Origin of the sequence: Bradyrhizobium sp. CSS354 (genome assembly GCF_029051725.1) — a bacterium.
Classification (GTDB): domain Bacteria; phylum Pseudomonadota; class Alphaproteobacteria; order Rhizobiales; family Xanthobacteraceae; genus Bradyrhizobium.
Map to the genome: position 1 here is coordinate 674,275 of NZ_JAACFU010000001.1, position 25,543 is coordinate 699,817.

General features: G+C 63.8%; 25 protein-coding genes. 16 read left to right on the forward strand and 9 right to left on the reverse strand.

Translation table 11 applies throughout. The annotated features are described in order from the left end of the window. Window positions 1-29 precede the first annotated feature (29 nt). The 5 genes from GWG67_RS03220 to GWG67_RS03240 form a co-directional block, all read right to left on the reverse strand. Window positions 30-1,529: a tripartite tricarboxylate transporter permease gene (locus tag GWG67_RS03220; RefSeq protein ID WP_275167813.1), complete on the reverse strand. Its 1,500-nt coding sequence runs from the start codon at window positions 1,527-1,529 to the stop codon at window positions 30-32. Continuing rightward, the gene (locus tag GWG67_RS03225; RefSeq protein ID WP_275167698.1) at window positions 1,529-2,014 is read right to left on the reverse strand and encodes a tripartite tricarboxylate transporter TctB family protein; all 486 of its coding nucleotides are present in this window, start codon (window positions 2,012-2,014) and stop codon (window positions 1,529-1,531) included. Before GWG67_RS03225 ends, GWG67_RS03220 begins: the two co-directional genes overlap by 1 nt. Further along, window positions 2,011-2,979 (reverse strand): tripartite tricarboxylate transporter substrate binding protein, encoded by a 969-nt coding sequence (locus tag GWG67_RS03230; RefSeq protein ID WP_275167699.1) that lies wholly within the window; start codon window positions 2,977-2,979, stop codon window positions 2,011-2,013. The genes GWG67_RS03225 and GWG67_RS03230 overlap by 4 nt, the downstream gene beginning before the upstream one ends. A 102-nt stretch (window positions 2,980-3,081) precedes the next feature. Further along, window positions 3,082-3,924 carry an IclR family transcriptional regulator gene (locus GWG67_RS03235; RefSeq protein WP_275167700.1) on the reverse strand — a complete coding sequence of 281 codons (843 nt, stop codon included), beginning with the start codon at window positions 3,922-3,924 and terminating at the stop codon, window positions 3,082-3,084. 85 nt (window positions 3,925-4,009) lie between these two features. After that, on the reverse strand, window positions 4,010-6,139 hold the full coding sequence (locus tag GWG67_RS03240; protein WP_275167701.1) for an acetate--CoA ligase family protein: 2,130 nt from the start codon (window positions 6,137-6,139) through the stop codon (window positions 4,010-4,012). Window positions 6,140-6,487: 348 nt separating this feature from the next. Between GWG67_RS03240 and GWG67_RS03245 the strand changes: the two genes are divergently transcribed. The 4 genes from GWG67_RS03245 to GWG67_RS03260 all read left to right on the forward strand — a co-directional run bounded on the left by GWG67_RS03245 (window position 6,488) and on the right by GWG67_RS03260 (window position 10,980). After that, complete coding sequence (locus GWG67_RS03245; RefSeq protein ID WP_275167814.1) at window positions 6,488-7,180, forward strand: GntR family transcriptional regulator; 693 nt, start codon at window positions 6,488-6,490, stop codon at window positions 7,178-7,180. 80 nt (window positions 7,181-7,260) lie between these two features. Beyond that, window positions 7,261-8,994 (forward strand): oxalyl-CoA decarboxylase, encoded by a 1,734-nt coding sequence (gene oxc / locus GWG67_RS03250; RefSeq protein WP_275167702.1) that lies wholly within the window; start codon window positions 7,261-7,263, stop codon window positions 8,992-8,994. A 153-nt stretch (window positions 8,995-9,147) separates the two neighbouring features. Beyond that, window positions 9,148-10,425 carry a formyl-CoA transferase gene (gene frc, locus GWG67_RS03255; RefSeq protein WP_275167704.1) on the forward strand — a complete coding sequence of 426 codons (1,278 nt, stop codon included), beginning with the start codon at window positions 9,148-9,150 and terminating at the stop codon, window positions 10,423-10,425. 372 nt (window positions 10,426-10,797) lie between these two features. After that, window positions 10,798-10,980 carry a hypothetical protein gene (locus GWG67_RS03260; protein WP_275167705.1) on the forward strand — a complete coding sequence of 61 codons (183 nt, stop codon included), beginning with the start codon at window positions 10,798-10,800 and terminating at the stop codon, window positions 10,978-10,980. A gap of 64 nt (window positions 10,981-11,044) precedes the next feature. On the opposite strand, the gene GWG67_RS03265 is transcribed toward GWG67_RS03260, so the two are convergent. The 3 genes from GWG67_RS03265 to GWG67_RS03275 all read right to left on the reverse strand — a co-directional run bounded on the left by GWG67_RS03265 (window position 11,045) and on the right by GWG67_RS03275 (window position 11,874). After that, window positions 11,045-11,269 carry a hypothetical protein gene (locus tag GWG67_RS03265; protein WP_275167706.1) on the reverse strand — a complete coding sequence of 75 codons (225 nt, stop codon included), beginning with the start codon at window positions 11,267-11,269 and terminating at the stop codon, window positions 11,045-11,047. Between the two features lie 54 nt (window positions 11,270-11,323). Continuing rightward, window positions 11,324-11,566 (reverse strand): transcriptional regulator, encoded by a 243-nt coding sequence (locus tag GWG67_RS03270; protein ID WP_275167707.1) that lies wholly within the window; start codon window positions 11,564-11,566, stop codon window positions 11,324-11,326. Window positions 11,567-11,664: 98 nt separating this feature from the next. Continuing rightward, a complete protein-coding gene (locus tag GWG67_RS03275) occupies window positions 11,665-11,874 on the reverse strand; it encodes a cold-shock protein (RefSeq protein ID WP_007593324.1) in 210 nt (69 codons plus the stop codon). 415 nt (window positions 11,875-12,289) lie between these two features. On the opposite strand from GWG67_RS03275, the gene GWG67_RS03280 reads away from it, so the two are divergent. The 4 genes from GWG67_RS03280 to GWG67_RS03295 all read left to right on the forward strand — a co-directional run bounded on the left by GWG67_RS03280 (window position 12,290) and on the right by GWG67_RS03295 (window position 15,963). Next, window positions 12,290-12,889, forward strand: a complete 600-nt coding sequence (locus tag GWG67_RS03280) for a glutathione S-transferase family protein (RefSeq protein ID WP_275167708.1) — start codon at window positions 12,290-12,292, stop codon at window positions 12,887-12,889. Further along, window positions 12,883-14,262: a 3-carboxy-cis,cis-muconate cycloisomerase gene (gene pcaB, locus GWG67_RS03285; protein WP_275167709.1), complete on the forward strand. Its 1,380-nt coding sequence runs from the start codon at window positions 12,883-12,885 to the stop codon at window positions 14,260-14,262. Before GWG67_RS03280 ends, pcaB begins: the two co-directional genes overlap by 7 nt. A gap of 6 nt (window positions 14,263-14,268) precedes the next feature. Next, window positions 14,269-15,258, forward strand: a complete 990-nt coding sequence (locus tag GWG67_RS03290; protein WP_275167710.1) for a tripartite tricarboxylate transporter substrate-binding protein — start codon at window positions 14,269-14,271, stop codon at window positions 15,256-15,258. Window positions 15,259-15,522: 264 nt separating this feature from the next. Further along, complete coding sequence (locus GWG67_RS03295) at window positions 15,523-15,963, forward strand: SRPBCC family protein (protein ID WP_275167711.1); 441 nt, start codon at window positions 15,523-15,525, stop codon at window positions 15,961-15,963. Window positions 15,964-16,006: 43 nt separating this feature from the next. Here the strand turns inward: GWG67_RS03295 and GWG67_RS03300 are convergent, their stop codons facing one another. Next, window positions 16,007-17,338, reverse strand: coding sequence for an Hsp70 family protein (locus GWG67_RS03300; RefSeq protein ID WP_275167712.1), 1,332 nt, complete (start codon window positions 17,336-17,338; stop codon window positions 16,007-16,009). A gap of 280 nt (window positions 17,339-17,618) precedes the next feature. Between GWG67_RS03300 and GWG67_RS03305 the strand changes: the two genes are divergently transcribed. The 8 genes from GWG67_RS03305 to GWG67_RS03340 all read left to right on the forward strand — a co-directional run bounded on the left by GWG67_RS03305 (window position 17,619) and on the right by GWG67_RS03340 (window position 25,485). After that, entirely contained in the window at window positions 17,619-17,756 is a 138-nt protein-coding gene (locus GWG67_RS03305) for a hypothetical protein (protein WP_007608347.1), read from the forward strand. Between the two features lie 246 nt (window positions 17,757-18,002). Beyond that, a complete protein-coding gene (gene oxlT, locus GWG67_RS03310; RefSeq protein WP_275167713.1) occupies window positions 18,003-19,289 on the forward strand; it encodes an oxalate/formate MFS antiporter in 1,287 nt (428 codons plus the stop codon). Window positions 19,290-19,546: 257 nt separating this feature from the next. Continuing rightward, the gene (oxlT, locus tag GWG67_RS03315) at window positions 19,547-20,869 is read left to right on the forward strand and encodes an oxalate/formate MFS antiporter (RefSeq protein ID WP_275167714.1); all 1,323 of its coding nucleotides are present in this window, start codon (window positions 19,547-19,549) and stop codon (window positions 20,867-20,869) included. A 174-nt stretch (window positions 20,870-21,043) separates the two neighbouring features. Continuing rightward, a complete protein-coding gene (locus GWG67_RS03320; RefSeq protein ID WP_275167715.1) occupies window positions 21,044-21,469 on the forward strand; it encodes a CBS domain-containing protein in 426 nt (141 codons plus the stop codon). A gap of 104 nt (window positions 21,470-21,573) precedes the next feature. Further along, window positions 21,574-22,593: a 2-dehydropantoate 2-reductase gene (locus GWG67_RS03325; RefSeq protein WP_275167716.1), complete on the forward strand. Its 1,020-nt coding sequence runs from the start codon at window positions 21,574-21,576 to the stop codon at window positions 22,591-22,593. Continuing rightward, window positions 22,593-23,378 (forward strand): fumarylacetoacetate hydrolase family protein, encoded by a 786-nt coding sequence (locus tag GWG67_RS03330; RefSeq protein WP_275167717.1) that lies wholly within the window; start codon window positions 22,593-22,595, stop codon window positions 23,376-23,378. The genes GWG67_RS03325 and GWG67_RS03330 overlap by 1 nt, the downstream gene beginning before the upstream one ends. A 303-nt stretch (window positions 23,379-23,681) precedes the next feature. Next, a complete protein-coding gene (locus GWG67_RS03335) occupies window positions 23,682-25,088 on the forward strand; it encodes a hypothetical protein (protein ID WP_275167718.1) in 1,407 nt (468 codons plus the stop codon). Window positions 25,089-25,284: 196 nt separating this feature from the next. Further along, the gene (locus GWG67_RS03340; protein WP_275167719.1) at window positions 25,285-25,485 is read left to right on the forward strand and encodes a hypothetical protein; all 201 of its coding nucleotides are present in this window, start codon (window positions 25,285-25,287) and stop codon (window positions 25,483-25,485) included. Window positions 25,486-25,543 lie beyond the last annotated feature (58 nt).

Genomic DNA, 25,543 nt, shown 5'->3' on the forward strand with positions numbered 1-25,543 from the left:
AGCACGAGAAGACGCTCGCGTCGGGATGGCTAGTCCTCGTTCGCCTTGAAGCGTCCCATCCCTTTCAGCACGAAGGGTGCCAGCAGCGCGATCAACGCCAGCGCAAGCAGCGTCGCCGAGATCGGGCTCTGGAGCAGCGTCATGGGATCGCCGAGACTGATCGCGAGCGCGCGACGCAGCTGGCTCTCGGCGATCGGGCCGAGGATCAGGCCGACCACGACGGGCGCGATCGGAAAATCGAACCGCCGCATCAGAAAACCGAGCACGCCGAATCCGGCCAGCATCGACAGTTCAACCACCGACGGCTTTGCGGCGATGGTGCCCATGGTCGCGAACACGAGGATGCCGGAATAGAGCCACGGCTGCGGGATCGCCAGCAGCCGCACCCACAGGCCAACCAGCGGCAGATTGAGCACCAGCAGCATGCAATTGGCGATGAACAGGCTCGCGATCAGGCCCCACACGAGGTCGGGCCGCTCGGCGAACAGCAGCGGCCCCGGGTTGAGGCCGTATTGCTGGAAGCCCGCCAGCATCATCGCGGCGGTCGCCGAGGTCGGCAATCCCAGCGTCAGGAGCGGCACCAGCGTGCCCGCAGCCGAAGCGTTGTTGGCGGCCTCCGGTCCTGCGACGCCTTCGATCGCGCCCTTGCCGAATTCTTCGGGGTATTTGGTCAGCCGCTTCTCGCAAGAATAGGAGAGGAAGGTCGGGATCTCCGCTCCGCCGGCAGGCAGCGCACCGATCGGGAAGCCGAACATGGTGCCGCGCAGCCACGGCTTCCACGATCGCTTCCAGTCTTCCTTGGTCATCCACAGCGAGCCGCGCACCGGCTCGAGCTTCTCCTCGGTGTGGTGGCGGCGCGATGCGACGTAGAGCGCCTCGCCCACCGCGAACAGGCCGACCGCGAGCGTCGTCACCTCGACGCCGTCGAGCAGCTCGGGCACGCCGAACGCAAGCCGCGCCTGGCCGGTCAGCTTGTCGATGCCGACGAGGCCCAACGTCAGACCAATGAACAGGCTGGTCAGGCCGCGGATCGGGGAATCGCCGAAGGTCGCCGACACCGTGACGAAAGCGACGCACATCAGCGCGAAATAGTCCTCCGGGCCAAAGCGCACGGCGAAATCGACCAACCACGGCGCGAGAAATGCAAGCCCAATGGTGGCGATGGTGCCGGCGACGAAGGAGCCGATCGCGGAGGTCGCGAGCGCCGGTCCGCCGCGGCCAGCCTTGGCCATCTTGTTGCCTTCGAGCGCCGTCGCCATCGAGGCGCTCTCACCGGGCGTGTTGATCAAGATGGCCGTGGTCGATCCGCCATACATGCCACCGTAATAAATGCCGGCAAACATGATCAGCGAACCGCCGGGATCGAGCTTGTACGTCACCGGCAGCAGCAGCGCGACCGTTAACGCCGGACCGATGCCGGGCAGCACGCCCACGGCGGTGCCGAGGAACACGCCGATCAGGGCGTAGAGCAGATTCATCGGCTGGACGGCGACCGCCATGCCGTGGGCCAGCGCCGCGAAAGTTTCCATCACAGCAGTCGCTCCAGGGGGCCGGCCGGAAGGCTCAACGTCAACAGCCGGTCGAACGCGAGGTAAATGAGGGTCGACATCACCAGAGCGATGGCGGAATCGACGAGCACGGCGCGGCGCCCGAATGCTGCCGACGTCGTGACGAACAGCGCCGACGTTGCCAGGATGAACCCGCCGCCGAAGCCGATGATGCCGATCAGCAACGCCAAGCCGGCGAGGATCAGGACCACAGGCACGGGATCGGCGCTCTCGCGTGCCGGCAGACTGCCGCGCAACGCGTCAACGAGATTGCCGATCGCGAGCAGCGCGAGGCCGGAGGCGATCACGACCGGCATGGCTTCCGGCCCCATCCCGTACATCGTGGTCGATTGCAGACCGCGCGCGTCCCAGACCAGCACTGCGGCAAGTCCTGCGAGCAACGCCGCAATGACGATGCCGGCGCGATCGACGCGCCGCGGCGGCTGGGCGGGATCGCCCGGGGTCATGACTTGACCAGGCCGACTGATCTCAGCACGTCAGTCACACGTACCGTTTCCTTCTTCAGGAAATCGGCGAAGGCGTCGCCGCCGAGATAGGCATCTTCCCAGCCCTTCTGCTTGAGGATGTCCTTCCAGGCGTCCGACTTCACCATCTTCTCGACCGCGTCGCTCAGCGTCTTGCGCTGCTCCGGCGTGATTCCGGGAGGCGCGACCACCGAGCGCCAGTTGGCAATCACGAGGTCGATGCCCTGCTCCTTGAAGGTCGGGATGTCGCTCCCTGGGATGCGCTTCTCCGAGGTCACGCCGATCGCGCGCAGCTTGCCGGACTTGATCTGCCCATCGTATTCGCTGAGGCCCGAAATGCCCGCGGTGACCTTCGCGCCGAGAATGGCGGCGAGCGACTCGCCGCCGCCCGAGAACGGGATGTAGTTGATCTTCTTCGCGTCGGCGCCAACGGCGCCGGCGAACAATGCCGCCATCACATGATCGACGCCGCCGGCCGAGCCGCCGGCGAAGGTCACCTTGGCGATGTCGGCCTTCACCGCTGCGGCCAGATCCCGCGCGGTCTTGATCGGCGAATTCGCCGGCACCACGATGACCTGGATTTCCTCGGTGAGGCGCGCGATCGGCGTCACCTGTTCGAGCGTGACGGGTGATTTGTTCATGGCGAGCGCGCCCACCATGACGAAGCCGTTGACCATCAGCTGGTTGCCGTCACCCTTGGCGCCGTTGACGAACTGCGCGATCCCGACGCTACCGCCGGCGCCGGGAACGTTGGTGACCTGCACGCTGCGTGCGACGCCGGCGGCGACCAGCGCCTGCTGCATCGAGCGCGCGGTCTGGTCCCAGCCACCGCCCGGCGCCGCCGGTGCCATCAGCTTGAGCTCGAGCTGCTGGGCAAAGGCCGGCGTGGCTGCCGCAAGGGTCAGCGCGACGGCTGCGCCGACGAGGCGCGCGGGAAGTTGAAACATGGGACGTCTCCGGGCTCATGCGGACATTTGCCGCATCGTGTCGTTTGGTCGCATATCAGCCAAAACGGCCGACACTGTCCAGTGACATACCCCGGTTTCTGATTAGCGGGGCGTCGGAACTACCCCGCCGAGCGCGGCCGTCAGTTCGGCTGCAACATCCCGGACGACTTGCCCGATGTCCGGTAACCTCTGATCGGTCAGCCGGCTGGTCATGCCGGACACCGAAATCGCCGCGAGCGGCTCGGCGCAGTCGTTGTAGACCACCGCGGCAACGCAGCGCAGGCCCATGCAGGCCTCTTCATCATCCAGCGCGTAGCCTTGCTTGCGGATCTTTTCGAGTTCCTTGAACAGGTCGCTCGGTCGCACGATCGACTTCTCGGTCAGGCGTGGCATGCCGTGATGGCGGATGACGGCGCCGACGTCCTCGTCGGAATAGGTCGCGAGCACCGCCTTGCCGACACCGGAGGTCACCATGGGGACGCGGCCGCCGACCTGGGTCAGCGAGCGCATGATCTCGCGGCTCTCCATGCGGGTCAGCACGATGATGAACTCGTCGTCGACCATGGCAAGATTGGCCGTCTCGCGGGTGAGATCACGCAGCTTGCGCAAATAGGGAATAGCCTGGGCGCTGAAATTGCGCCGCCGGGCAAAGCTCGCGCCGACGGTGAAGCTGCGCACGCCGACATGCCATTTGGATTCGGCGCGGTCGAATTGCACGAAGCGGCGGCTTTCCAGCGTCGCCAGCAGGCGGTGCACGGTCGAGGCGGAGAGCCCGGTGCGGACAGCGAGATCGCTGAGGCGATAGCCCTCGTCATCCTCGGACAATGTTTCGAGGATCGACAGCGCGCGGTCGACGGATTGCACGCCGCCGTCTCGCGGGTCGTGGTCGGCCTCCGATGACGATCGAGGCTCGATCGATTTGCGCCGGATCACGTTCCTGCCCATCGCGACCTGACTGTTCTCACCTCTCCCCGCATCCGCCTTCGCCGAGCCTTCGGCGGGCAAGCGCGGGGAGAGGTGAAGTAGTAGCTCAGAGCAGCCCTGCCCCGCGCGCCCATTTGTACTTGGCGCCGAGAACCTCGACCGGCAGTTCGGTCGAATAGGCATAGGCCGGGATGCCGTTCTGGTAGAGATATTCGGCGGCTTCCTCGACCTCGACGTCGCCGGCGAGCGAGGCGACGATCGGCTTCACGAAGCCCTTGGCCTCCATCTCCTTCTTCACCTCGACCATGTTGCGGGCGAACACCATCGGCGGCGTGACGATGGTGTGCCAGTAGCCGAGGATCAGCGAATGGATGCGCTCGTCCGTCAGGCCGAGCTTCACCGTATTGACGTAGGTGATCGGCGGCTCGCCACCGGTGATGTCCACGGGATTTCCGGCCGCGCCAAACGGCGGGATGAACTTGCGGAACGCCGCATCCAGATCCGCCGGCATCGCCATCAGCGACAGGCCGTTGTCGACGCAGGAGTCCGACAGCAGCACGCCCGAGCCGCCGGCACCGGTGATGATCAGCACGTTCTCGCCCTTCGGCGTCGGCAGCACCGGCACGCCGCGCGCGAACTCGAGCAACTGCCGCAAGCTACGGGCGCGGATCACGCCGGACTGCGCCAGGACGTCCTCGTAGATCTTGTCGTTGCCGGCGAGCGCGCCGGTGTGCGACGAGGCCGCCTTCGCACCGGCCGAGGTGCGGCCGGCCTTGAGCACGATGACCGGCTTTTTCTTGGAGACGCGCTTTGCCGCTTCCGCAAAGGCGCGGCCGTCCTTGAGGTCTTCGCAATGCTGCGCGATCAGATTCGTGTTCGGATCCTGCTCGAAGAAGGCGAGCAGATCGTCCTCGTCGATATCGGACTTGTTGCCGAGGCCGACGATCGCCGACACACCCATCTTGGCCGAACGGGAGAAGCCGATGATGGCCATACCGATGCCGCCCGACTGCGAGGACAGCGCCGCGTGACCCTTGACGTCGTAGGCGGTGCAGAAGGTCGCGCAGAGATTGGCAGGCGTATAATAGAAGCCGTAGATGTTCGGTCCCATCAGGCGGATGTCGTACTTCTTGCCGACTTCGACGATCTCGGCCTGAAGCTCAGGCGCGCCGGCTTCCGCGAAGCCCGACGGGATCAGAACCGCGCCGGGAATTTTCTTCTCGCCGCATTCGGTGAGCGCCGCGGCCACGAACTTCGCAGGAATTGCGAACACGGCGGTGTCGATCACGCCGGGCACGTCCTTGACGCTCTTGTACGCCTTGTAGCCGAGGATCTCGGCGGCCTTGGGATGGATGGGGTAGATGTCGCCCTTGTAGCCGCCGTTGATGAGGTTCTTCATCACGGAATTGCCGATCTTGCCGTCTTCGGCCGAAGCGCCGACCACGGCAACCGCCTTCGGCTGCATGATGCGGCTCATGGCCGCGACGATCTCTTCGGTCGGGCGCGGCTTCGGCTTAGGCACGTAAGCGAAGTCGACGACGATGCGGACGTCGGCCGCGATCGCGTCCTTCGCCGTCGCGAACACCGGGTTGAGATCGAGCTCGACGATTTCGGGGAAATCGGTGACGAGCTGCGAAACCTTGACGATGACATCGGCGAGCGCCGTGCGGTTCACCGGCTCGCCGCCGCGAACGCCCTTCAAAATCTCATGCGCCTGGATACCGTCGAGCATCGACAGCGCGTCTTGCTTGGTCGCGGGCGCGAGGCGGAAGGTAATGTCCTTCAGGACTTCGACCAGCACACCGCCGAGGCCGAAGGCAACCAGCTTGCCGAACGAGGCGTCGGTGATCGACCCGACGATCACTTCGGTGCCGCCGGCCAGCATCTGCTGCACCTGGACACCCTCGATCTTGGCATCGGACTTGTACTTCCTGGTGTTCGAGAGGATCGTCTCGTAGGCCTTCTCGGCGTCTTCGGCCGTCTTGAGGCCGACGATGACGCCGCCGGCTTCGGTCTTGTGGAGAATGTCCGGCGAGACGATCTTCATCACCACCGGGAAGCCCATCGAGGCGGCCATCTTGCCGGCTTCGCCGGCCGATTTCGCCACACCCTCCTTCGGCACCGCAATGCCGTAGGCGTCGCAGACCAGTTTGCCTTCCGGCGCGGTCAGGCTGGTGCGCTTGTCCGCCTTGACCTGGTCAAGCACCTTGCGGACGGCATCTTTGGAATTGGACATGTGGCTCTCCCTTGACCTTGGTTCTTGCGTTCTCAAAGCGCGCGCGTGTTGCGGCTGCCCGTGATGCTTTCCATTCGCCGCGCTCTGTTCCATGTCGCGGAACGGAGTGGCATAAAGCCAAGGTTACTCCGCCGGCATGGATCAAAAATGGCTGGCGATGGCATTTGGTATGCCAGAAGCCAACTTGTCAAGCTGCCGCGCACCTTAGAACGCTGCAAAAAATAGGCAGCTTGACATCTTGGTATTTGGTATGCCAAAAACTTTCCCGTTAATAATCCTGTAAAAGACGACTCCCACTGGAGGAGATTCGTCGTGTCACTGCGGAAACCAACCAAGGCGTTGCCGAACATGGCCGAGGCAGATATCGCAATCGTTCGTATTGCCCCGGAGTCGAGCTTCAAGAACAAGGCGTACGACGCCTTGAAAGAAGCCATCCTCAAGATGGACATCTACTCGACGCCCGAGCCGGTGATGCTCGACGAGCGCGCGTTGTCCGAGCGCCTGGGTGTGAGCCGCACGCCGATCCGCGAAGCCATCGCGATGCTCGAGCAAGACGGTTTCGTGAAGACGGTTCCGCGCCGCGGCATCATGGTGGTGCGAAGGACCAAGAGCGAGATCGTGGACATGATCCGCGCCTGGGCGGCGCTGGAGAGCATGGCCGCGCGCCTCATCACCGCCACGGCGCGCAAGAAAGACATCACGGCGCTGCGCGACTACTTCAAGGATTTTGGTAAGGACCGCCTCCCCCAGGATCACGTCGAGGAATATTCGCGCGCCAACATCGCCTTCCACCAGGCGCTGATCTCGCTGTCGGAATCACCGGTGCTGGTCGATCTCACCAACGACCTGCTGCTGCACGTGCGTGGCTATCGGCAATTGACTATCGGACGCAAGGACCGCACCGCGACGTCGCTACCCGAGCATCTCGGCATGATCGAAGCCCTGGAGGCGCGCGATACCGAGCTCGCCGAGAAGCGCGCCCGCGATCACACCCTTGGCCTTGCCGCTTACGTCGAAGCGCATGGTCAGGAACTCTTCTAGCCAGCAACGTTCACCATAAGGGCGAAGGCATCGCCCCCAAAAGCCCGAAACGGCATCTTGAGACCAGGGAGACAAGGCCCATGCTGAATACCGCGACCAAGTCCGAAGCACCGGGCACCGAGCAGGAATTGACGGATGGTTTTCATCTCGTCATCGACGCGCTCAAGCTGAACGGCATCAACACCATCTATAATGTGCCGGGCATCCCGATCACGGATTTGGGCCGCATGGCGCAGGCGGCCGGTATTCGCATGATTTCGTTCCGCCACGAGCAGAACGCCGGTTATGCGGCGGGCATCGCCGGCTATCTCACCAAGAAGCCCGGCATCTGCCTCACCGTTTCCGCGCCCGGCTTCCTCAACGGTCTCACCGCGCTCGCGCACGCCACCACCAACTGCTACCCGATGATCCTGATCTCGGGCTCCTCCGAGCGCGAGATCGTCGACCTCCAGCAGGGCGACTACGAAGAGATGGACCAGCTCGCGATCGCCAAGCCGCTGTGCAAGGCAGCCTATCGCGTGCTGCACGCCCAGGACATCGGCATCGGTCTTGCCCGCGCCATCCGTGCCGCCGTCTCCGGCCGTCCGGGCGGCGTCTATCTCGACCTGCCGGCAAAACTGTTCGGCCAGGTGATGAACGCCGATGCCGGCCGGAAGTCGCTGGTCAAGGTGATCGACGCGGCTCCCGCGCAGATCCCCTCGCCCGCTTCGATCAAGCGCGCGCTTGATGTTTTGAAGAGCGCAAAACGTCCCCTCATCATCCTCGGCAAGGGCGCGGCCTACGCGCAGGCCGACGAAGAGATCAAAACCTTCGTCGAGCAGAGCGGCATCCCCTTCCTGCCGATGAGCATGGCCAAGGGCCTCCTCTCCGACACGCATCCGCAGTGCGCTGGCGCTGCCCGCTCGACGGTGCTGAAGGAATCCGACGTCGTGCTGCTGATCGGCGCCCGGCTGAACTGGCTGCTCTCGCACGGCAAGGGCAAGAACTGGGGCGAAGCGCCCAAGAAATTCATCCAGGTGGACATCGAGCCCAGGGAAATGGACTCCAACGTCGAGATCGTCGCGCCGGTCGTCGGCGACATCGGCTCGGTCGTCTCCGCCTTCAACCAGGCAATGGCTTCGGGCTGGACCGCCCCGCCGGCCGAATGGACCAAGGCGATTTCGACCAAGCGCGAAGAGAACGTCGCCAAGATGGCGCCGAAGCTCATGAACAACAAGTCGCCGATGGACTATCACGGCGCGCTCGGCGTGCTGAAGAACGTCATCAAGGATCATCCCGAGGCGATCCTCGTCAACGAGGGCGCCAACACGCTCGACCTCGCCCGCGGCGTCATCGACATGTACAAGCCGCGCAAGCGTCTCGACGTCGGCACCTGGGGCGTGATGGGCATCGGCATGGGCCAGGCGATCGCGGCGGCTCTCGAGACCGGCCATCCCGTGCTCGCAGTGGAAGGCGACTCGGCCTTCGGCTTCTCCGGCATGGAGGTCGAAACCATCTGCCGCTACAATTTGCCGATCTGCGTCGTCATCTTCAACAATGACGGGATCTATCGCGGCACCGACGTCAACGGCGCCAACGCCGATCCTGCGACGACGGTGTTCGTCAAGGGCGCCCGCTACGACAAGATGATGGAAGCCTTCGGCGGCGTCGGCGTGAACGCGACCTCGCCGGACGAGCTCAAGCGCGCGGTCAACGAAGCGATGGCTTCGGGCAAGCCGACGCTCATCAACGCCGTGATCGATCCGGCCGCCGGTTCCGAGAGCGGCCGCATCGGCAACCTCAATCCGCAGAGCGTTCTGCAGAAGAAGAAGTAACCAGCCGCCGGGTCATTCCCCGCGCAAGCGGGGATCCAGTGATCGCCAGATCATCCCTGAGGCGAGCACTGAGGCCCAACTGAACCTTCAGCGAATACTGGATGCCCGCCTTCGCGGGCATGACGGAAACAGAAGAGTAACAGGAGCAACACGATGACAAAAGCGCTCGAGGGCGTTCGCATTCTCGACTTCACCCACGTCCAGTCCGGGCCGACCTGCACGCAGTTGCTCGCATGGTTCGGCGCCGACGTGATCAAGGTGGAACGTCCGGGTGTGGGTGACATCACCCGCGGCCAGCTGCAGGACATCCCGAACGTGGACAGCCTGTATTTCACCATGCTCAACCACAACAAGCGCTCGATCACGCTCGACACCAAGAACCCCAAGGGCAAGGAAGTTCTCACCGAGCTCATCAAGAAGTGCGACGTGCTGGTCGAGAACTTCGGCCCCGGCGTGCTCGACCGCATGGGCTTCCCTTGGGAGAAGATCCAGGCCATCAACCCGAAGATGATCGTCGCCTCGATCAAGGGCTTTGGTCCCGGACCGTACGAAGACTGCAAGGTCTATGAGAACGTCGCGCAGTGCACCGGCGGCGCCGCCTCCACCACCGGCTTCCGCGACGGCCTGCCGCTGGTGACCGGCGCGCAGATCGGCGACAGCGGCACCGGCCTGCATCTGGCGCTCGGCATCGTCACCGCACTCTATCAGCGCACCCATTCCGGCAAGGGCCAGAAGGTGACGGCTGCGATGCAGGACGGCGTGCTCAACCTCGCGCGCGTCAAGCTGCGCGACCAGCAGCGCCTCGCCCATGGTCCACTCAAGGAATACAGCCAGTTCGGCGAAGGCATTCCGTTCGGCGATGCCGTGCCGCGTGCCGGCAACGATTCCGGCGGCGGCCAGCCCGGCCGCATCCTGAAGTGCAAGGGTTGGGAGACCGATCCGAACGCCTACATCTACTTCATCACCCAGGCCCCGGTCTGGGAGAAGATCTGCGACGTGATCGGTGAGCCCTCCTGGAAGACCGATCCGAACTACGCCAAGCCGGCCGTCCGCCTGCCGCGCCTCAACGAGATCTTCGGCCGCATCGAACAGTGGACGATGACGAAGACGAAGTTCGAGGCGATGGAAATCCTCAACAAGGACGACATCCCCTGCGGACCGATCCTGTCGATGAAGGAGATCGCCGAGGACCAGTCGCTGCGCGCGACCGGCACCGTGGTCGAGGTCGACCACCCCACCCGGGGCAAGTACATCTCGGTCGGCAACCCGATCAAGCTGTCGGACTCCCCGAGCGATGTGGAGCGCTCCCCGCTGCTCGGCGAGCACACCGACGAGATCCTGCGCACCGTGCTCGGCTTCTCGGACCATCAGGTCGCCGATATCCACAAGTCCGGCGCGCTTGATCCGCCGCAGAAGCAGGCCGCGGAGTAAGCGGGCTTATCTCACGACGCGAAAGGCCGCCGGCTTCGGCGGCCTTTTTGTTGATGCGGAAGAGCTGCATCGCACGATCGGCACGCTTGCCGCGCCGCGAAGGCTGGATTAAAGATTGGTCCGCGAGGAACTGATGCGGTGGCCGGCCGTTACTCCCTCGTCCGCCGTGCTCCCGGGAATGCGAGCACGCCCGGAAATGCCAGCATGTCATCTCCACAGCGAGTGCAGCACGCCTCGCAAAGATCTGCCTCACGCTGAAGAACTGGTCTCCTTCGTTTGCGAGGGTGGCAAGTCGGCCTTTCAGTTCAGGCACGGCGGCGGCGCGTCCGGCACTCGCCAGGACCACGCTCGTTGATTAAATTGAGGGCTTAAATGTCGAAAGATCAATCCTCTGATCGCGCCAAGCGTGAAGCCAACAAGGCGTTCAAGCCGGCGACAACGCAGAAGCCGATGAACGACTATGCGAAGGACCAGAATTCCTTCAACGAGAATCGCGAACGGCTGAAAGCGGAGCGATTGGCCCGGGAGGCGAAGCCGGGAAGCGGCTCTGAATAAGAGCGTCGGTCCCAGGCTCCGACCGCGGATTCCGCTGAAGGCGGGGCGCCGAAATCCGCCTGATCTACAGCATCGATAGCACGACGATTCCGTCTTCGACGGCACCAGAAGCGAGCTGCGCCCGCGCCACCCGCTCGAGCTCCGTCCGGTTCTTGCGAAGATAGCTGAAAGCCTGTTTCTGCGTCAGGAACGTCGTCGCAAGACGGCACATCTGTCGGCCCGCGCCAAGCGCGAGAAAGAAGGTGATGGTACCACCGCCATCCGACTTGATTCTAGGCACGACCCGCACTCTTGGGCATGTGGTCGGTCCTCTCCGAGTTGTCGTCGGCGCAATGGAAGGCAGCTATGGCGTCACCTTCTTCTTGCGCTTCGTTGGCGTGACCGCTGGCAACGATGCCTGAAGGGCGGCGTCTGCCGCTTCCTTGGCTTCGCGCAGCTCTCGAAGCCGCGCCATGTTCTTGCGAACATCGACGGCTTGCTTGCCAACATCAACCATCGCCCGGGCGCCTTCCTCAGCGGCCAAACGCTGACGGTTAGAACGCGCGATGCTTTCGGGTGACGGTTCGGCCGGTCTCTTGGCGCTCATTATTCACCCTGCTTTGCAACGGACAAAAACCCGCTCAATCCTGGGATCGAGCGGGTGGCATGGCCGTTTCAGTACATCCGTGAAACGGCACCAAGGCTTTAGGCCAGCGAGAGATTCTCAGCGCTGACCTTGCCCCGCATCTTGTCGGTCTTGAGCTCGAAGTTGACCTTTTGGCCTTCAGCGAGACCTGCAAGACCAGCCCGCTCGACCGCGCTGATGTGAACGAACACATCGTTGCCGCCGTCGTTCGGCTGAATGAATCCAAAGCCCTTCTGGCCGTTAAACCACTTCACAGTACCTGTCGTCATTTTCTTCTCCAAAGCGCATACGCGCAGGTTCCGCGTGATCGTCACGCAGAACAAATTCTATTCGTCGATGTCTATGGAAAAGGAGCCCGCGGGCGCATTCAACAAGGCACAGCGGCTGAACGAACAGCCTCAACGTATACCTCATCCTCGCCATTTGCAAGGCTTGACCGAATTTAACGCCTCGGGAGCCCGGCGGTAGGTCCAGGACGCCGCCACCGAGCACACTCATCATTCGCCGCCAGCTGCTCTGGGAGGGCTGCCGAGCGCCACATGCGCTCGACGGCGTTCTCCAATTCAGAACGCATGCATCGCAATAATGCATTTTTACAAAACGAGGGGGTGACCTAGGCTTGATCGAAGTCAAGCCGTACGGCTGCGCAATGAGGCGCGACGACGGAGGGATCGATACCGACCGATGCGGCTATTTTTTAATCAGACGTCGCCCTACGCCCGCAAGGTAAGAGTCGCCATTCATGAGCTCGGATTGAACGACGCGATTCAGTTTATCGAAGTCGACCCTTGGCTCGAGCTGCATCATTTCACCGACATCAACCCGCTCTCCAGAGTGCCGGCACTCGTTCTCGCCAACGGGACGCTTGTGACCGAGAGCGACACGATCGGACAGGCCCTGCACGGTCTGACCATCGACTCGCGACTGATCCCGAACGAGGAGCCTGCACGACACCTCTGTCTTGGACGCGTTGCTCTGTATCAGGGCCTGATCGATGCAACCTTCATCTGCGCTATCGAAGGGCGCAGGCCATCGGAGATGCGCTGGGCGGATTGGGTTGCGCGTCAGGAGCGAGCGATTGCGCGGACGCTGTCATCGATTGAACCTCGATTCGACCTCGACGACCGGCGCTTCGACCTCGGCGACATCGGGCTCGCCTGTGCACTTGACTATATCGATTTTCGCGCGGGGCATCTGTCATGGCGTTCCGAGAGACCAAGGCTTGCCGGCTGGTTTGAACGCGCGCGCGTTCGGTCGTCCATGATCGCGACACGGCCATGCTGAGTTTCGAGCCCGGATCGGTCTTCAGCAGCCGTCACCTCGCCGATATCTTCAGCACCGCCCCGATGCGCGCTATTTTCAGTGAGCGCAATTCACTTGAGTCCATGCTTCTGGTCGAGGTCGCGCTGGCGAAGGTTCAAGGGCAGCTCGGCGTGATCCCTGTCGAGGCTGCTGCTGCGATCGCCTCCGCTGCGCGTACTGAACTACTCGATCTCGATGAATTGGCCGCAGGCACTTTGCGCGCCGGCTTGCCGGTCGTAAATCTGGTCGAGCAGTTGATCCGGCTCACCGGCGAACCCCATGGCGAATTCGTCCATTGGGGCGCCACGAGTCAGGACATCATGGACACCGCGCTCGTGATGCAGATACGCGACGCACTCGAGCTCATCCACCGCGATCTGGAGCGCCTGATATCGACGCTTGCGGATCTGGCGCGTACCCATCGCGATACGCCCATGGTCGGCAGGACCAAGCTTCAACACGCGATCCCGATCACCTTCGGGTTCAAGGTTTCCGTCTGGCTGTCGGGCCTGCTGCGCCACAGGCAACGTCTCGCCGAACTCAAACCAAGAGTCCTCCAGGTCCAGTTCGGCGGCGCGGTCGGCACGTTCGCATCGCTCGGCGATGATGGCGCCAGCGTCCGCGCTGCACTGGCCCACGAACTCGGACTCGGCGAGCCACTGGTGGCATGGCATGCCGCGCGGGATGGTTTGGCCGAGACGGTTTGCCTGCTTGGGCTGATCTCCGCGACCCTGAGCAAGATCGCGACCGATGTCGTGTTGATGGCGCAGACCGAGGTCGGCGAAGTGCTGGAGCCAGGCGGCCAGGGCCATGGCGCCTCCAGCACCATGCCGCACAAGCGCAACCCGATCATCTGCGAGCAAATTCTCAGCACCGGACCGTCGCTGCGCCGGCTGGCAAGCGCCATGCTCGACGCTTCGGTCCACGACCACGAACGGGCGACGGGACCGTGGCAAGCCGAATGGTTGTTGCTGCCGGAAGCGTTCGTGCTGGTCTCCCGGGCCATGGACAACGCTGTTCGCCTCTGCAGCGGATTGGTCGTCAGACCCGATGCGATGCAGGCCAATCTTGGGCGGACGCAGGGGCTCATCGCCGCCGAGGCCGTCATGATGGTGCTGGCTCCGCACGTCGGGCGCCATCATGCGCACGAAATGGTGGGTGCGGCATGCACGCACGCCATCGCTTCAGGCCTGACACTAGCCCAGAGCCTTTCGCGAGATCCGGCCGTGACGGCCCACATCGCGCCCCATGAGATCGAGGCGGCTGCGGACCCGGCTCGATACATCGGCCTGTCCGGCCGTGAGGTCGATCGTGTCCTCGCGGCGGTGCAAGGCGATGCCATTGATGCGGAGTGAGGCCATATGATTCTGAAACGCAAGCACACGGCCCTCGTCGCAGTTGCGGTGCTGACACTATTGAATGCGGCACAGGCCGAGTCGCCGTTCCCGTCACGGCCGATCACGTTGGTCGTCCCGTTCGCGGCTGGCGGCCCGAATGACGTGATGAGCCGGATCGTGTCCGAACACATGGCGCGAAAACTCGGGCAGCCGATCATCGTCGAGAACGTCGCCGGGGCGGGCGGCACGACCGGCTCAACGCGCGTCGCGAAAAGCGCGCCCGACGGTTATACCCTCGTCAGCGGTCACGTCGGGACGCATGCGGCATCAGTCGCGCTGTATCCAAACCTCCGTTATGACCCGCTGGTTGATTTCACGCCGATTGGCCTGGTTGCGGAAACGCCGATCCTCGTCGTCGTTCGCCGCGATCTCGCCGCAGATAGCATGGCGTCGTTCATCGCGATCGCCAAGGCGCGTGGCCCGGACCTCACCTTGGGCCATGCGGGTGTCGGTTCGATCAGCCATATCAGCTGTCTGCTGTTCACCTCCGTGATCGGATTCAAGCCGGTGGAGGTGCCATATCGCGGATCAGCGCTGGCGATGACCGATCTGGTCGCGGGCCGCAGCGACTTCAGTTGTGGACTGTTGGGCGACGTTCTTCCCTTCCTGGGTGACAACAATCTGCGCTTTCTGACCGTTTCGGCCGCCGCACGTGTTCCGCAATTGCCGGACACACCGACGTCCCGGGAAGCAGGGCTTCCGCAGTTTGTCGCATCGAGCTGGTTCGCGTTCTACCTGCCGAAAGGCGCTCCCGACGCCATTCGCGACCGGTTCTCGGATGCGCTTCGCTCAGCGCTTGACGATGACGACGTGCGGAGACGGCTCGATCTGGTAGGCTTGATCCTGCCACCGCCGGACCAGCGAGGCCCCGAACCGCTCAAGCGGCGGATGACCGAAGAGATCGCGCGCTGGCAGGACATTGTCAAAACCGCGCAGATTCGACTCGATCAATAACTGCAACCGATGCAGTCGAGCGCGTGATCGCCGGCCAGCTTCCGCCGTCGGCGCCTCACGCAGCAGGCGGGCGGAACATTCCGACGATCCGCTGTTACAAAGCTGGCATTCACCATGACGCCGCAGGACGTGGCGGCAGTCTGCCAATCATCCATCAAAAAATTCGAGACGCGCTGTCGGATCGGCGGTATCTCGTCCGTCATCTAGACATGAAAGGGCAATAGACGCTGACGTCGAGCCCGGCGATTCATGAGGAAGATGATCATGCCCAGCACTGTTCGCCTGCACCGAGTTTTGACCACCAGCCCGGAGAAAGTCTATCGCGCCTTCCTGGAGGCGGATGCGCTGGCGAAATGGCTTCCGCCGAACGGCTTCACCTGCACCGTCCATCATTTCGAGCCGAAGGTCGGGGGCACGTTCAAGATGTCGTTCCGCAACTTCACGACGGGCAACAGCCACGCTTTCGGCGGCGAATATCTCGAACTCGTCCCCGGCGAACGTCTGCGCTACACCGACAGGTTCGACGATCCCAATCTGCCGGGCGAGATCCAGGTCACCGTGATCCTGAAGAAAGTATCCGTCGGCACCGGGGTGGATATCACGCAGGCCGGCATTCCCGACGTCATCCCGCCGGAGGCATGTTATCTCGGCTGGCAGGAATCGCTGCGCAATCTGGCGAGGCTCGTCGAGCCTGAGATCAAGTAATAGCGTCTGGAAGGACGAGGCGCGCACACAATCGCGAAATGCACTACGCCCCTGCCCGCGGCGCAATCCCGCCGCTTGCGGTCCAGCGGTCGGGGTCCGGGCTGTGTCCGATCAAAGCAAGGCCGTAGGCGATCGACTCGAACTGGTCGCCCGACATCAGTCGTTCGTTGCCGAACCGCTCGGCGAACAGTTTTCGGACAGCGGGCACGAAGGACGTGCCGCCGGTCAGAAACACCTTTTCGATCTCGCGCGCGGTGATGCCGGCTTCGCCCAGCACTTTGTCGACGGTGGCCCCGAGCCTCGCAATATCGTCGGCAATCCAGGCTTCGAAATTCTTCCGTGTGATGGTCGAGCCAATGTCGACCCCGCCGCCTTTGAAGCGGAACTCCACCTGGTCCTGCGCCGACAGCGCGACCTTGGCGTCAGACACCGCGCGGTACAACGAAAAGCCGAGGTCGAGATCGACGATGGTGATGAAATCCTCGAGCAGAGCCGGCTTCACCGCGGTGCGCGCAAGCTCCCGGAGCTCGCGCAGGTCGCCGTTGCTCTTCATCATCGCGAGCTGATGCCAGCGCGCGAGATTTGTGTAGTGGCCGGTGGGGATCGGCAGCACCTTGTCGAACGACCGGAAGCTCGAGCCCTTGCCCAGCCGCGGCGAGACGACGTGATCGACGATGCGGTAATCGAAGGTATCGCCCGCAATCCCGATGCCGGCATGGCCGAGCGGCTCGGCGCGCAAGGCGCCGCCGGCACGCGAGAACCGCATCACCGAGAAATCGCTGGTGCCGCCGCCGAAATCCGCAACCAGCACGGTCGCATCGCGCTCCAGACGGCGGGCGAAGGAGAACGCTGCACCCACGGGTTCGTAGACATAGCGCGCGTGGCCGGCGCCAAGGCGCTCGAACGCGGCCCGGTAACGTTGCATCGCTAGCGCCTCGTCGGGATTGCCGCCGGCGAAGCGGACGGGGCGGCCGACCGTGATGGTGGACGTCTCGAAGCCGAATCTGTCACCGCCATGGCGCGCCAGGGTCCGCAGGAACGCCGCCAGAATATCCTCGAACTTGTAGCGCTGCCGGAACACCTGGGTGGTGTTGAAGCTGGAGCTCGCGGCGAAGGTCTTGAACGACTGGAGGAAGCGGTAGACATGCCGTCCCTCGAGGAACGTCTCGATCGCCCACGGACCGCCTTCGGCCTGGGCGCCGGCTCCCGGCCGGTCCTCCCAGAAGCACAGCGCCGATACGAAGACACTGTGGCGCTGTCCGCCATGATCGAAGCGGATGGCCTCCACCCGGCGGTCGTCCGCCGCAAGGGCCACGACCGTGTTGCTGGTCCCAAAATCGATGCCGATCGAGACGGCGGGCGAGGCGCTCGACATGAACCACTCTGACAGATGATTGGAAGGGGGCAGACCACTAGCGGCTTCGCGCACCGCTGCCAAGGCTCCGTTTTTTGGACATCGGCGGTCAAATGATAGAGTTTCGGCGGGGTTGGGGCATATCGCGCTCAAATCGGCCGATTTAACGGATTGTTATGCTGCAATGCGAAGAGCTAAATGCTGCTATGCAATGGCATGCATAGACTTTGGCATCTGGTATACATAGATTGCCCTTCGAAATGAGACAGCACTGCTGACCGTCTCAAGAAAGGGATTTCCGATGTCCAAGACCGCTTCCGTCGCTCTCGCCCCCTCCTCCTCGCTGTTCGCCCGCCTGATGGCCACGATCGACCGCCTCCTGATGGCGAGCGCCAAGATCTCGAACCACAACGGCGACCTGCCGCGCTTCGGCCTGTAAGCCGGGCAGCCTCCCCGCCGCCGCGCTGCGGGACGGTTTTATATCGGTTTGCATACGACTTTTGATGAATGGCCCCGGATGACGGGGCCATTTCTACTTGTGCTGTCCTGAGTCACAGCCGCAGCCGGGTGCGGTCCTGCGACATTTGCGCACGGTGGCCGGACCAGCGCTTGAAGCTTGGCATAATGCATACAAGAATGCCCCTCCAGCGCTCGCAGAAAAATTAGAGGCGCCACGGGAGGCTTTATGACGGACATGGTGCAGGCAACGGCCCCAACCGCCGCGCGCGTTAGCGACACGTATCGCTGGGCGCAATTGGCGGTCGGTGTCGCGGCGATGGTGATGATCGCCAACTATCAATACGGCTGGACGTTCTTCGTCCCCGACATCCAGAAGAAGTTCGGCTGGGATCGCGCGTCGATCCAATGGGCCTTTACGCTGTTCGTGCTGTTCGAGACCTGGCTCGTGCCGATCGAAGGATGGTTCGTCGACAAATACGGCCCGCGCCTCGTCGTGCTGGTCGGCGGCGTGCTCTGCGCCATCGGCTGGGCCATCAACGCGCAGGCGACCACGCTCAACGGCTACTATCTCGGCATGATCGTCGCGGGCATCGGCGCCGGCGGCGTCTACGGCACCTGTGTCGGCAACGCGCTGAAGTGGTTTCCCGACAAGCGTGGTCTTGCGGCGGGCATCACGGCCGCGGGCTTCGGTGCAGGCTCTGCGCTGACCGTCGCGCCGATCCAGGCCATGATCAAGGACAGCGGTTTCCAGACCACCTTCCTCTATTTCGGTCTCGGACAAGGCATCATTATCTGCATTCTCGCCTTCTTCCTGTTGGCGCCGAAGGCAGGCCAGGTGCCCAGCGTGGTGGCGAACGCCAATCTGCAGCAGACCCGCCGCAACTATCAGCCGACGGAGGTGCTGCGTCAGCCGATCTTCTGGCTGATGTACTTCATGTTCGTGATCGTCGGCGCCGGCGGCCTGATGGTGACGGCCAATTTGAAGCCGATCGCGGCCGACTGGAAGATCGACAACGTGCCCGTCACGCTGATGGCGGTGACGATGACCGCGGTGACCTTCGCGGCCACGATCGACCGCGTGCTCAACGGCTTGACGCGTCCGTTCTTCGGCTGGATCTCCGACATGATCGGCCGCGAGAACACGATGTTCATCGCCTTCGGCATGGAAGGTATCGGCATCTGGATGCTCTACCTCTGGGGCCACGATCCGCTCTGGTTCGTGCTGCTCTCGGGCTTCGTGTTCTTCGCCTGGGGTGAGATCTACTCGCTGTTCCCCTCGACCTGCACCGACACGTTCGGCGCCAAGTTCGCGACCACCAATGCCGGCCTGCTCTACACCGCCAAGGGTACCGCCGCGCTGCTGGTCCCGATCGGCAACTACATGCAGCAGTCGTCGGGCAGTTGGGACAACGTGTTCATCATCGCGGCCGGCGCCAACATCCTGGCCTCGGCGCTGGCGATCGCGGTGCTCAAGCCCTGGCGCAAGGTTGTGGTCGCGCAATCGACCGTCTGACGCACTCCAAAAGCGCTTCTCGCGCAAAACGCCCGGCCTCGCGGCCGGGCGTTTTCGTTTGCGCGACGTTTTCATGAACCCGCCGTTCCCAGACGGAACTCCGCATATTTTATCTGCGGCCCGCCAAGATAGGGCTTGCAATCTGGAATATGGTATACCAAGGTCGCAGCAGCGCTTGCGACGATAAGCCACAATATTGCGACATCAGGTCATCTTGCAACCGGTGTCGAAGCAGACAGGCGCTTGGGAGGTTCTTGATGATTTCCAGCACCGATGGCGCTGTCACGGCCGCGCCTCTCCGCACAGGTTTCCGTTGGCTCCAGCTGGTCATGGGCATCGTCTGCATGGCGATGATCGCCAACCTGCAATATGGCTGGACGCTGTTCGTCGATCCGATCGACCACGCGCACCATTGGGGACGCGCCGCGATCCAGCTCGCTTTCACCATCTTCGTCGTCACCGAAACCTGGCTGGTGCCGATCGAGGCCTGGTTCGTCGACAAGTACGGCCCGCGCATCGTCATCATGTTCGGCGGCGTCATGATCGCGCTGTCGTGGATTCTCAACTCCTATGCCGATAGCCTCACTTTGCTCTACGCGGCCGCGATCATCGGCGGCATGGGCGCGGGCGCGGTGTACGGCACCTGCGTCGGCAACGCGCTGAAATGGTTTCCCGATCGTCGGGGCCTTGCCGCCGGTGCGACTGCCGCCGGCTTCGGCGCAGGCGCTGCGCTCACCGTCGTGCCGATCGCGACCATGATCGCAACGAGCGGCTATCAGCACGCGTTCCTCACCTTCGGCATCGGCCAGGGTGTAATCGTTTTCGTGCTCGCCTTCTTCATCCAGCCGCCGCGGATCTCGATCCCGCCGAAGAAGAAGCAGCTCAATCTGCCGCAGACCAAGATCGACTTCACCCCGCCGCAGGTGCTGCGCACCCCTATTTTCTGGGTGATGTATCTCGTTTTCGTCATGGTCGCCTCCGGAGGCCTGATGACTGCGGCGCAGATCGCCCCGATCGCGCACGACTTCAAGATCGCCGACACGCCGGTCACGCTCGCCGGCTTCCAAATGGCGGCACTGACGTTCGCGATCTCGCTCGACCGCATCTTCGACGGTTTCGGACGTCCCTTCTTCGGCTTCGTCTCCGACACGATCGGCCGTGAGCACACCATGTTCATCGCCTTCGGCACCGCCGCGCTGATGCTGCTGACGCTGTCGGCCTATGGCCACGTGCCCGTCGTCTTCGTGCTCGCCACCGCGGTCTATTTCGGCGTGTTCGGCGAGATCTACTCGCTGTTCCCGGCGACCTGCGGCGACACCTTCGGCTCGAAGTTCGCAACCACCAACAACGGTATGCTCTACACCGCGAAGGGGACGGCATCCCTGCTCGTTCCGCTCGCAAGCGTGATCTCGGCCACCTATGGCTGGAAGGCCGTATTCGTGGTCGCGGTGGCGCTGAACGCGACGGCGGCGCTGACGGCGCTGTTCGTGATCAAGCCGATGCGCCGCTCCTTCATCCTCGGCAAGGAAGCCGAGAGCGCCAACGCCGCGACCGGGAACGCCAAGACCGAGACGGCATAACGAACACGCACCTTGCACGGGTGAGAGAGGGGCGCAGCGATGCGCCCCTTTCTTTTTGGCTCACGGCAAACGTCAGCATGACTGCCGCAAGATTTTTCGGATAGCCAAATCGAAAGCTTGACGATTGGCATTATGTATACCACACTTGGCTCATCATTCACCCAGGAGGTTGCAATGCTGGTCGGAGACATTCTGCGCAAGAAGACACCGCGCGTTGTCACGGTGCGAATGAACGAAACGGTGGGTATCGCCGCCAAGCTGATGCGCGCCAACAATATCAGCGCACTAGTCGTGAAGGACGTGGTCCGCTCCGAGGGTAACACCGCGGTCGGCATGTTCACCGAGCGCGACGTCGTGCGCGCCGTTGCCGAGGACGGTGCCAATGCCGTCAACGTCAAGGTCTCGCAGCTCGTCTCGGTGCAACAGCTCGTGTCCTGCACGTCGAGCGACACGATCGAGCACGTCCGCCATCTGATGAACCGGAATCACATCCGGCACCTCCCCGTCATCGACGATTACAGCCTCGTCTCCGTCATCAGCATGCGCGACATCGCATCCTTCATCGACGAAGCGATCAACGGCACGCCGCAAGCAGCTTAAAGCGCCTCACTTCCCCTGCGACTACCGGACCCGGCTCGGACCCTTCCGAGCCGGACCGGATCTTTCGTCCCGAAATCCGGCTTCCGCTGCTTCGCGAGGATTCCATGAAGATCTGCATCTACGGCGCCGGCGCAATCGGCGGATATCTCGGGGTTCAGCTCGCGCGCGCGGGCGCCGACGTCAGCCTGGTCGCACGCGGCGCGCACCTTGCCGCGATGCGCCAGCGCGGCCTGACGCTGCTCGCGGGCGAGGAGAAGCACACCGTGCATCCGCGCTGCACCGACGATCCCGCCGAGCTCGGCGTGCAGGACTACATCATCATCACGTTGAAGGCGCACTCGATCACCGGCGTGATCGAGACGATGCAGCCACTGCTCGGGCCCCACACCCGCATCGTCACCGCCGTCAACGGCATCCCCTACTGGTACTTCTACAAGCATGGCGGCCAATACGAGAACGCGACGCTGGAGAGCATCGACCCCGGCGGACGGCAGTGGCGCGAAATCGGCGCCGCGCGCGCCATCGGCTGCATCGTCTATCCCGCCACCGAGATCGAGGCGCCCGGCGTGATCCGTCACGTCTACGGCAACAACTTTCCGCTCGGCGAGCCCTCCGGCGAGATCACCCCAGACGTGCAGCGCCTCGCCGATCTCTTCGTCGCAGCCGGGCTGAAAGCGCCGGTGCTCGACCGCATCCGCGACGAGATCTGGCTCAAGCTGTGGGGCAATGTCTGCTTCAACCCGATCAGCGCACTCACCCATGCAACGCTCGACGTGATCTGCACCGATCCGGCCACCCGCGCACTGTCGCGCGCGATCATGATGGAGACGCAAGGCATCGCCGAAACGTTCGGCGTCAAATTCCGCGTCGACGTCGAGCGCCGCATCGAAGGTGCCCGCAAGGTCGGCGCGCACAAGACCTCGATGCTCCAGGATCTCGAGCGCGGCCGCCCGATGGAGATCGACCCGCTCGTCACCGTCGTTCAGGAGATGGGCCGCCTCACCGGCGTCGCTACCCCCGCGCTCGATTCAGTGCTGGCGATGGTGACCCAGCGCGCCCGCATCGCCGGTCTCTACGATGGCATCTCGACGCCATCAGATCCGCGCGCATTGGCGGTGGCGTGATGGCTGGCGAGGTCAAACAATGGCTCCGCTTCCGCAAGAGCGGTGCGACCGGCTTCGGCACGCTGAATTCGTCGGGCATCAGCGTGCATGAGGGCGAGATGTTCGGCCGCCATGCAGCCACCGGCAGGACGCTGGCGCTGTCGGAGGTCGAACTGCTCGCGCCCTGCGCGCCCAGCAAGATCGTCGCGCTCTGGAATAATTTTCACGCGCTCGCGGCCAAGCTCAACCAGCCCGAGCCGCCGGAGCCGCTCTACCTCCTGAAGGCCACCACCAGCATCACGACACCCGGCGCCGTGATCCGCCGCCCCTCTCATTACGACGGCAAGACCACCTATGAAGGCGAGCTCGGCATCGTCATCGGCAAGACCTGTGCCCGGGTGTCGCCGGCGGAAGCGGACAGCTTCATCTTCGGCTACACCTGCGTCAACGACATCACCGCCAACGACATCCTGACCAGCGACCCGACCTTCCCGCAATGGGCGCGGGCCAAGGGCATCGACGATTACGGCCCGTTCGGCCCGGTCATCGCCACCGGTCTCGATCCGGCCAAGCTGGTGGTCCGTACCATCCTCAACGGCGCGGAGCGGCAGAACTATCCGATATCGGACATGATCTTCACCGCGCAGGAGCTGGTCAGCCGGATCTCCCACGACATGACCCTGCTTCCCGGCGACCTCATTGCCGTCGGCACCTCGGTCGGCGTCGGCGTGATGAAAGAGCCCGTGAACACGGTAACCGTCGCGATCGACGGCATCGGCGAGTTGACCAACGAGTTTCGGCTGTAGCGCACTCTGTCATTCCGGGGCGGCGCGCAGCGCCGAGCCCGGAATCCATCGGGCGGCAGAGACTGCAGATCAATGGATTCCGAGCTCGCGCCGCGCGCGCCCCGGAATGACGGCGGAGGACGCCAGCGCCCCACCCCGCGTCGGGAAACCCCGGCAACCCGCGCCGCCCCTCCATCGATCGGCTGACGCGGCAGGCCGTGGATCGCGCTACCGGAAACCTCCGGCAAGCCCTGCGGCCCTTGATCTCGGTTCCGCTCTCCAATAGCAACTATGGCGATAATGTGCCGGCGTGAGGAAGTCACGATGTGGCTGTTTTTCCTGGTTGCGTGGTTTGTTCTGCTCGCCGCCATCGCGATCTTCGCCCAGCAGGCGCTCGGTTACGATGTCGGCCACCTGCCTGCCTGGTTCGGAGGCCTGCCCGTCCCGCAGCGTATTGCCACCGGCGCAATCCTGGCCCTGGCGCTGGCACTGATCGCCGCCTCCGCCTGGCGGCTCTCGCGCCAGGACCGGCGCCTCGACACATTGCGCGACCGCCTCAAGAAGACCCGCGAGGACGTCGTCGTCGCCCACGCCCTGCAGAACCACATCGACGCCACCGTCCAGCACCTGATCGAGAGCGATCCCCGGGAGGCCGTCTCCGCCCTGCACGACAAGCTGGGCGAGACCGAGCAGCGGGCACTGCTCCAGCGCGGCCGCAACGAATCCACCGACATGCACGACCAGCTCGCCGAAATCCGCCGCCGCCAGCAGGAACTGCGCGACATGGTCGGCAAGGCCGCCGAGCAGCGCCGCGCGGTGGAGCCGGTTTTCACCGAGATCCGCGACCGCCAGAACCAGCTCGAACGCTCGCTGCACGACCTCGAGACCGACGACCGCAAGAACAACCTCGCCGACCGGCTCAAGGACATCGCGCGCGACGTATCGACGCTGCTGTCGCGGGTCGGTACGGTCCAGGACACCTTTGCGACCCTGAACCGGTACAAGGAAGATCTGGCGAAGTCCCACGCCGAGCTGGTGCCGCTGCGCGCGTCGGACGCCGGCCTCAATGCCTTGATCGGCGAGCTGAGCCTCGGTCATGAGCGCCTCGCCAAGAGCATCGACGAGCTCGAGTCCGGCGGCGAAGCCCCTCTCGGCGCCCGCGTCGAGACCCTGTCGAAGAACAAGATCGAGATCGAGCAGCGCCTGGCCCGCATCGACGACAGCTTCCACATCCTGAAAGGCATCGGACTCGACTTCGAAGAGCTCGGCCAGCGCCAGGCCCAGCTCGAACGCTCGCTCGCCGGTGTCGAGACCGACGCCGACGGCAAGACGCTTGCCGACCGCCAGAATGCGCTGAACGATTTTGTTCTCCAGTCGCGCCAGCGCCTCGGCGCGTTACAGGAGACGCTGGCGACGCTGAACGCCTTCAAGACGGAGCTGTCGAAGTCGCAGGCCGACCTCGTCCCGCTGAAGGCCCCCGTGTTCGGCATCGAGGCCCTGATCGCGGACGTCGGCACCACGCGCGATCTCCTCGCCAAAACCGTCGGCGAGATCGAGGCGAGCGGCGACGTCACCCTCGCCTCGCGCGTCGACGCACTGACCAGGAGCAAGCGCGAGGTCGAAGACCGCCTCGCCCGCATCTTCGACAATTTCAACGCGCTCGACGGCTTGCGAAAAGACATCGGCGGCATCTTCTCGACGATCCGGAACAGCCTGAACCGGATCGGGTGAGCCTCGTAGCAACCGTTCTTAATGGTTGCTACCAGCCGCGGGCTCCGAAACTTTCAGACACATCACATCTCCGCGCGCCCGGCATATGCCGCCAACATGTCGCCGGCGCGCCGCACTGTGGACGCATTCGGCCGCCCTTCTGTGAGCGTGTCTGGGGGCACGGCGGTGCCGTGTTTGGACCAAACCTTCTAGGGGTATGACTGTGAAGAAGATTGTATTTGTCGTGGGTGCTACGTTTGCTCTGGTGACGGCTGCGAACGCTGCGGATCTGCCGCGCCGCCAGCCCGTTCCCGTCTATTCAGAGCAGGCGCCGATCGGCAAGATGCCGATTGGCAAGAGCCCGGTTGGAAAGGCCCCGATCGGCAAGGCGCCCGGCCCGGTCGCGGCGCGCTACTGACGCCTTAGCGAATACGCGCAGAAGAGGCACTCTGCGTGAGTGGCCGACAGTCGAGGGG

What these genes read in the sequence shown, in the direction of transcription:
- GWG67_RS03260 (WP_275167705.1), top strand. Translation starts at nt 10,798, where the DNA reads ATGTCGAAAGATCAATCCTCTGATCGCGCCAAGCGTGAAGCCAACAAG.
- GWG67_RS03325 (WP_275167716.1), top strand. Translation starts at nt 21,574, where the DNA reads ATGAAGATCTGCATCTACGGCGCCGGCGCAATCGGCGGATATCTCGGG.
- GWG67_RS03240 (WP_275167701.1), bottom strand. Translation starts at nt 6,139, where the DNA reads ATGTCCAATTCCAAAGATGCCGTCCGCAAGGTGCTTGACCAGGTCAAG.
- GWG67_RS03220 (WP_275167813.1), bottom strand. Translation starts at nt 1,529, where the DNA reads ATGGAAACTTTCGCGGCGCTGGCCCACGGCATGGCGGTCGCCGTCCAG.
- GWG67_RS03275 (WP_007593324.1), bottom strand. Translation starts at nt 11,874, where the DNA reads ATGACGACAGGTACTGTGAAGTGGTTTAACGGCCAGAAGGGCTTTGGA.
- oxlT (WP_275167714.1), top strand. Translation starts at nt 19,547, where the DNA reads ATGATTTCCAGCACCGATGGCGCTGTCACGGCCGCGCCTCTCCGCACA.
- GWG67_RS03335 (WP_275167718.1), top strand. Translation starts at nt 23,682, where the DNA reads ATGTGGCTGTTTTTCCTGGTTGCGTGGTTTGTTCTGCTCGCCGCCATC.
- frc (WP_275167704.1), top strand. Translation starts at nt 9,148, where the DNA reads ATGACAAAAGCGCTCGAGGGCGTTCGCATTCTCGACTTCACCCACGTC.
- pcaB (WP_275167709.1), top strand. Translation starts at nt 12,883, where the DNA reads ATGCTGAGTTTCGAGCCCGGATCGGTCTTCAGCAGCCGTCACCTCGCC.
- oxlT (WP_275167713.1), top strand. Translation starts at nt 18,003, where the DNA reads ATGACGGACATGGTGCAGGCAACGGCCCCAACCGCCGCGCGCGTTAGC.
- GWG67_RS03340 (WP_275167719.1), top strand. Translation starts at nt 25,285, where the DNA reads ATGACTGTGAAGAAGATTGTATTTGTCGTGGGTGCTACGTTTGCTCTG.
- oxc (WP_275167702.1), top strand. Translation starts at nt 7,261, where the DNA reads ATGCTGAATACCGCGACCAAGTCCGAAGCACCGGGCACCGAGCAGGAA.
- GWG67_RS03225 (WP_275167698.1), bottom strand. Translation starts at nt 2,014, where the DNA reads ATGACCCCGGGCGATCCCGCCCAGCCGCCGCGGCGCGTCGATCGCGCC.
- GWG67_RS03295 (WP_275167711.1), top strand. Translation starts at nt 15,523, where the DNA reads ATGCCCAGCACTGTTCGCCTGCACCGAGTTTTGACCACCAGCCCGGAG.
- GWG67_RS03230 (WP_275167699.1), bottom strand. Translation starts at nt 2,979, where the DNA reads ATGTTTCAACTTCCCGCGCGCCTCGTCGGCGCAGCCGTCGCGCTGACC.
- GWG67_RS03245 (WP_275167814.1), top strand. Translation starts at nt 6,488, where the DNA reads ATGGCCGAGGCAGATATCGCAATCGTTCGTATTGCCCCGGAGTCGAGC.
- GWG67_RS03280 (WP_275167708.1), top strand. Translation starts at nt 12,290, where the DNA reads ATGCGGCTATTTTTTAATCAGACGTCGCCCTACGCCCGCAAGGTAAGA.
- GWG67_RS03300 (WP_275167712.1), bottom strand. Translation starts at nt 17,338, where the DNA reads ATGTCGAGCGCCTCGCCCGCCGTCTCGATCGGCATCGATTTTGGGACC.
- GWG67_RS03305 (WP_007608347.1), top strand. Translation starts at nt 17,619, where the DNA reads ATGTCCAAGACCGCTTCCGTCGCTCTCGCCCCCTCCTCCTCGCTGTTC.
- GWG67_RS03235 (WP_275167700.1), bottom strand. Translation starts at nt 3,924, where the DNA reads ATGGGCAGGAACGTGATCCGGCGCAAATCGATCGAGCCTCGATCGTCA.
- GWG67_RS03270 (WP_275167707.1), bottom strand. Translation starts at nt 11,566, where the DNA reads ATGAGCGCCAAGAGACCGGCCGAACCGTCACCCGAAAGCATCGCGCGT.
- GWG67_RS03290 (WP_275167710.1), top strand. Translation starts at nt 14,269, where the DNA reads ATGATTCTGAAACGCAAGCACACGGCCCTCGTCGCAGTTGCGGTGCTG.
- GWG67_RS03320 (WP_275167715.1), top strand. Translation starts at nt 21,044, where the DNA reads ATGCTGGTCGGAGACATTCTGCGCAAGAAGACACCGCGCGTTGTCACG.
- GWG67_RS03330 (WP_275167717.1), top strand. Translation starts at nt 22,593, where the DNA reads ATGGCTGGCGAGGTCAAACAATGGCTCCGCTTCCGCAAGAGCGGTGCG.